General features: G+C 70.3%; 6 protein-coding genes. 3 read left to right on the forward strand and 3 right to left on the reverse strand.

Annotated features, from left to right (window positions below; all coding sequences use genetic code 11):
• Positions 1-36: 36 nt before the first annotated feature.
• The 3 genes from kdpA to ACJA3G_RS29910 are packed head-to-tail and all read right to left on the reverse strand — an operon-like array spanning position 37 to position 1996.
• On the reverse strand, positions 37-1713 hold the full coding sequence (kdpA, locus tag ACJA3G_RS29900) for a potassium-transporting ATPase subunit KdpA (RefSeq protein ID WP_406556166.1): 1677 nt from the start codon (positions 1711-1713) through the stop codon (positions 37-39).
• Between the two features lie 8 nt (positions 1714-1721).
• Positions 1722-1811 carry a K(+)-transporting ATPase subunit F gene (gene kdpF, locus ACJA3G_RS29905; protein WP_190123518.1) on the reverse strand — a complete coding sequence of 30 codons (90 nt, stop codon included), beginning with the start codon at positions 1809-1811 and terminating at the stop codon, positions 1722-1724.
• Positions 1808-1996, reverse strand: coding sequence for a hypothetical protein (locus ACJA3G_RS29910; protein WP_406556167.1), 189 nt, complete (start codon positions 1994-1996; stop codon positions 1808-1810). The genes kdpF and ACJA3G_RS29910 overlap by 4 nt, the downstream gene beginning before the upstream one ends.
• 149 nt (positions 1997-2145) lie before the next feature.
• Here ACJA3G_RS29910 and ACJA3G_RS29915 point away from each other — a divergent pair, with 149 nt between their 5' ends.
• The 3 genes from ACJA3G_RS29915 (at position 2146) to ACJA3G_RS29925 (ending at position 4827) form a co-directional block, all read left to right on the forward strand.
• Complete coding sequence (locus ACJA3G_RS29915) at positions 2146-2601, forward strand: carboxymuconolactone decarboxylase family protein (protein ID WP_406556168.1); 456 nt, start codon at positions 2146-2148, stop codon at positions 2599-2601.
• Positions 2602-2735: 134 nt separating this feature from the next.
• Positions 2736-3950, forward strand: a complete 1215-nt coding sequence (locus ACJA3G_RS29920) for an FAD-dependent oxidoreductase (RefSeq protein ID WP_406556169.1) — start codon at positions 2736-2738, stop codon at positions 3948-3950.
• Positions 3951-4281: 331 nt separating this feature from the next.
• Positions 4282-4827 carry a cupin domain-containing protein gene (locus ACJA3G_RS29925; protein ID WP_406556170.1) on the forward strand — a complete coding sequence of 182 codons (546 nt, stop codon included), beginning with the start codon at positions 4282-4284 and terminating at the stop codon, positions 4825-4827.
• Positions 4828-4950: the final 123 nt, after the last annotated feature.

The following is a 4950-nucleotide window of genomic DNA, read 5'->3' on the forward strand; positions in this document are numbered from 1 at the left end:
TGGGGGCGGTGGGCATGGAGCCGGGCTCCTCGGACTTCAGACGCGTGGWCATGCCGCCAGCCCCTCGGCCAGCGGCCCCAGCGCGAGGGCGGGGAAGTAGGTCAGACCGGTGACGATCAGGATCGTGCCGACCAGCAGACCGGTGAACAGGGGCTTGTTGGTGCGCAGGGTGCCCGCTGTCGCGGGGACGGGCCGCTGCTCGGCGAGCGAGCCGGCGAGCGCCAGGACGAACACCATCGGGAGGAACCGGCCGAGCAGCATCACCAGGCCGAGTGAGGTGTTGAACCAGGGGGTGTCGGCGGCGAGGCCCGCGAACGCCGAGCCGTTGTTGTTGGCGGCGGAGGTGTACGCGTAGAGCACCTCGGAGAAGCCGTGCGCGCCCGGGTTGGACATCGAGCCGCGGGCCGAGGGCAGGACCATCGCGACCGCCGTGGACACCAGGACCAGCGCCGGGGTGATCAGGAGGTAGCAGGCCGCGTACTTGATCTCGCGGGTGCCGATCTTCTTGCCCAGGTACTCCGGGGTGCGCCCCACCATCAGGCCCGCCAGGAACACCGCGATGACCGCCATGACCAGCATGCCGTAGAGACCGGAGCCGGTGCCGCCGGGCGCGATCTCGCCGAGTTGCATGCCCAGCAGGGTGATACCGCCGCCGAAGCCGGTGAGCGAGGAGTGGAAGCCGTCCACGGCGCCGGTGGAGGTGAGGGTGGTGGCGACCGCGAAGACGGAGGTGCCGCCGATGCCGAAGCGGGTCTCCTTGCCCTCCATCGCTCCGCGCGCCAGGTCGAACGCCGGTCCGTGGTGGGCGGATTCGGTCCACAGCATCAGGGCGGTGAAGGCCACCCAGACGGTGACCATGGTCGCCAGGATCGCGTAACCCTGCCGGACGCTTCCGACCAACCGGCCGAAGGTCCGGGTGAGCGCGAACGGGATCAGCAGGATCAGATAGACCTCGAACAGGTTGGAGAGACCGTCGGGGTTCTCGAAGGGGTGGGCGGAGTTGGCGTTGAAGTAGCCGCCGCCGTTCGTGCCCAGCTCCTTGATCGCCTCCTGGGAGGCGACCGCGCCGCCGTTCCACTGCTGCGAGCCGCCCATGAACTGTCCGACCTCGTGTATCGCGGCGAAGTTCTGGAGGGCGCCGCAGGCGACGAGGACGAGTGCGCCGGCCACCGAGACCGGCAGCAGGACGCGTACGGTGCCGCGCACCAGATCGGCCCAGAAGTTGCCGAGTTCACCGGTGCGCGAGGCGGCGAAGCCGCGGACGAGGGCGACCGCTACCGCGATGCCCACCGAGGCCGAGACGAAGTTCTGCACCGCCAGGCCGCCGGTCTGCACCACATGGCCCATGGACTGCTCGCCCGCGTACGACTGCCAGTTGGTGTTCGTCACGAACGACGCCGCCGTGTCGAAGGCCTGGTCGGCCGGGATCGACACGAAGCCGAGCGAGCCCGGCAGGTGCCCCTGGAGGCGCTGGAGCAGATAGAGGAAGAGGACGCTCACGGCGGAGAAGGCGAGCACGCCGCGCAGATACGCGGACCGGCGCATCCGGACGGACGGGTCGGCGCCGATGGCCCGGTAGATCCACTTCTCGACCCGCAGATGCCGGTCGCCGGAGTAGACGCGGGCCATGTGGTCGCCGAGCGGCCGGTAGGAGAGCGCCAGGGCCGTGGCGAGCGCGGCGAACTGGAGCACACCGGAAAGGACAGGAGACATCGCGGGACTCAGAACCTCTCCGGGTACACAAGGGCGAGGACGAGGTATCCCAGCAGGGCGACGGCCACGATCAGGCCGACGACGTTCTCGGCGGTCACAGCTTGGCCACCCCCTTGGCTATGAGCGCCACCAGGGCGAATACCGCGATCGTGGTGGCGACGAAGGCCAGATCGGCCATCGTGAACTCCAGGACTCGTAAGGCTCGTGAACGAGCGGGACCGGTACGGACCCCTTGAGCAAACCCGCCCGCGGCGCCCGCGCCGGTTTCGTTGACGGGCCCCATACGCCCACCGGCGTCTCCTTGACGCCTTTCATACGCCGCCGCCTTTCCCGCACGGTGGGGCGCTTCGTCACACTTCGGGGCCCGGCTTCGTCAATTCCATGACAGTCGGAGCCCAGGCCACCCAGTGAGTGGCAGCCAGGAGAACAGTCATGGAAGCACGGATGCCGAGCCCGGCGACGCTCGTCCCGGGGGCGATGGAGGCCGTACGGCAGCTCCAGAAGGCGACCCACGGCGCCGGGGTGCCCGCCACCACGATGCACCTGGTCCATCTGCGCGCCAGCCAGATCAACGGGTGCAGCGCCTGCGTGGACTCCGGCACCCGGTACGCGATGAAGGGCGGCGAGAGCGCGGAGCGCCTCTTCGCGGTGGCCGCCTGGCGGGAGACCCCGTACTTCACGGACGCCGAGCGGGCCGCGCTGGCCCTCACCGAGGCCGTGACCCGGCTGAACGACCGCGAGGAGCCGGTCCCCGACGCGGTGTGGGCCGAGGCCGCCCGCCACTACGAGGAGAAGCCGCTCGCGGCGCTGGTGCTGTGGATAGGCGTCAGCAACTTCTACAACCGCCTCAACGCGGCCACCCGCCAGCAGGGCGGCCAGACCTGGTGAGCGCCAACTGGCGCAGCAGTAAAGGAATCTGACGCTCCGTTCGCTCTGTTCGACCTTGGCACCCGTGACCGCGTGGGGCATGCTCGCCGAGATCGACTTGTACGACATCCACGCGCGACGCCGAGGTGGCACCCATGGCAACCGAGACAACCACCTGCTGCATAGTCGGAGGCGGCCCGGCCGGCGCGATGCTGGGGCTGCTGCTCGCCCGGGCCGGCATCGAGGTCACCGTCCTGGAGAAGCACCGGGACTTCCTGCGGGACTTCCGCGGCGACACGATCCACCCCTCCACCCTGGACGTGCTCGCCGAGCTGGGCCTCGCCGAGCGCTTCCTGGAGCTGCCGCACCGCACCACGCCGGGGATCAACATGGTCACCGACACCCGTGATGTGCTCGTCGCCGACCAGCGGCTGCTGTCCGGCACGTATCCCTACATCGCGTTCGTCCCGCAGTGGGACTTCCTCAACCTGCTCGCCGCCGAGGCCGCGAAGTACCCCCACTTCCATCTGCGCATGGGAGCGGAGGTGCACGGTCTGATCCGGGAGGGCGACCGGGCCCGGGGCGTGCGCTTCCGGGACGCCGAGGGTGAGCACGAGCTGCGCGCGGTCCTGACCGTGGCCGCCGACGGCCGCGACTCGGTGCTGCGCCGCCCGGCCGGCCTCGTCCCGCGGGGCTTCGGGGCGCCCATGGACGACCTGTGGTTCCGCATTCCCCGCGAGGAGAGCGACCCGCCGGACACCTTCATCCGCATGGGACAGCAGGGCCTGCTCATCGGCATCTGCCGGGACACCTACTGGCAGTTCGCGTACGTCATCCCCAAGGGCCGGTACGCCGAACTCCAGGCCGAGGGCATCGAGTCGCTGCGGGCGAGCGTGCGGGCGCTGCTGCCGTGGATGGGCGACCGGCCGGACAAGATCGAGTTCTCCGACGCGCGGATGCTGGAGGTCCGGGTCGAGCGGCTGCGGCGCTGGTACCGGCCGGGGCTGCTGTTCATCGGGGACGCGGCGCACGCGATGTCGCCGGTCGGCGGGTTCGGCATCAACGTGGCCGTGCAGGACGCGGTGGCCACCGCCAACCTGCTGGCCGAGCCGCTGCGGCGGGGCGCGGTGAGCACCGCGGACCTGGCGGCGGTGCAGCGCAGGCGGCTGCCCGCGGCGGTCGCCATCCAGCGTATGCAGATCCTGCTCCAGAACCAGCTGATCGCGCCGACGCTGCACGGCACCCGCGAGTCCACGCCGCCGCCGTTCCTGGCGGTCGCCGAGCATGTGCGGCCGATGCGGCAGCTGATCGCGCGGATGATCGGGTACGGGCCGCGGCCCGAGCACGTCCGGATCCCCGAGCGGGTCTGAGGGGCCTGCCGCCCGACGGGCGGGTGCCGGCGCGGTGAGCGCCGGTGCCCGCCCGTCGGCATTTCGGGAATTTCCCCGCGCCCGGACTGGCGTACTCCCGAACTCCCGCAATTTCGTTGACGGGACAACAAATGAATGCGAACGGCATTGTCCACAAGTGTCCAACTGCGGAAACCCGCGCTCGCACAGAGCCGTGCTAGAGCTGTTCACCGGGGACCTGAGTGCCGCTGGAGCCGCGCCCGACGGGCAAGTTGAGCGCTGCTTGACCCGCACCCGCAGCCCCGTGCTAAACCCGTAACCACTTGAGAGAAATCAAGCCAGAGAGGGATTCATGACGACCATCATCTACCCCGAGGACCGCCCTGCCGGCCGCCGCGGGTTTGAAATCGTCCTGCCGAGCGGCGCCACGGATGGCGCCGCCGCCCTCGTGGAAGGTGAGATAGCCGCGGCCACTCCCGGACCGCCGCTGCACACGCATGCCGAGTCCGACGAGACGTACTTCGTCCTGGAGGGCTCCCTGATCATGTACATCGACGGCGAGGTGACCACGCTCGGCCCCGGTGGCATGGCGCACATCTCCAAGGGCACCGAGCACACCTGGTCGACCACGGTCGAGGGCGGCTGCCACTTCCTGACGCTGCATCTGCCGGGCGGGTACGAGCTCTACCACCCGACCGCGCTCGCCGCCGAGCACGAGAAGGGCGGCCCGCTGATCCAGTCCGACCTCTTCGAGCTGGCCGCGAAGTTCGACTGGCGGATGGCGGGCGGCGAGCCGATGCGTCTCACTCCCGAGGGCGTTCTCGTCCCGGCGGGCGAGGCGGACGCGGAGGCCCGGCGCCTGCTCGCCGAGCACGGCGCCGGACAGCCGGTCGCTTGAGCGGCAGCGGCAGCCGCAGCCGCAGCGGCTCACCGATTACGTGAGTGCCTTCTCCACAGCGGCGATGTCGGCCTGTCATGAACCCGACATCACGGGCGGGAGGGCGCTTTCCGTGCGCCCCTC

Source organism: Streptomyces sp. YS-3, assembly GCF_045257485.1.
Lineage (GTDB): Bacteria > Actinomycetota > Actinomycetes > Streptomycetales > Streptomycetaceae > Streptomyces.

Excerpts from the sequence above, each read along its gene's own strand:
- ACJA3G_RS29910 (WP_406556167.1), bottom strand. The coding sequence starts at position 1,996 with ATGGGGCCCGTCAACGAAACCGGCGCGGGCGCCGCGGGCGGGTTTGCT.
- ACJA3G_RS29915 (WP_406556168.1), top strand. The coding sequence starts at position 2,146 with ATGGAAGCACGGATGCCGAGCCCGGCGACGCTCGTCCCGGGGGCGATG.
- ACJA3G_RS29920 (WP_406556169.1), top strand. The coding sequence starts at position 2,736 with ATGGCAACCGAGACAACCACCTGCTGCATAGTCGGAGGCGGCCCGGCC.
- ACJA3G_RS29925 (WP_406556170.1), top strand. The coding sequence starts at position 4,282 with ATGACGACCATCATCTACCCCGAGGACCGCCCTGCCGGCCGCCGCGGG.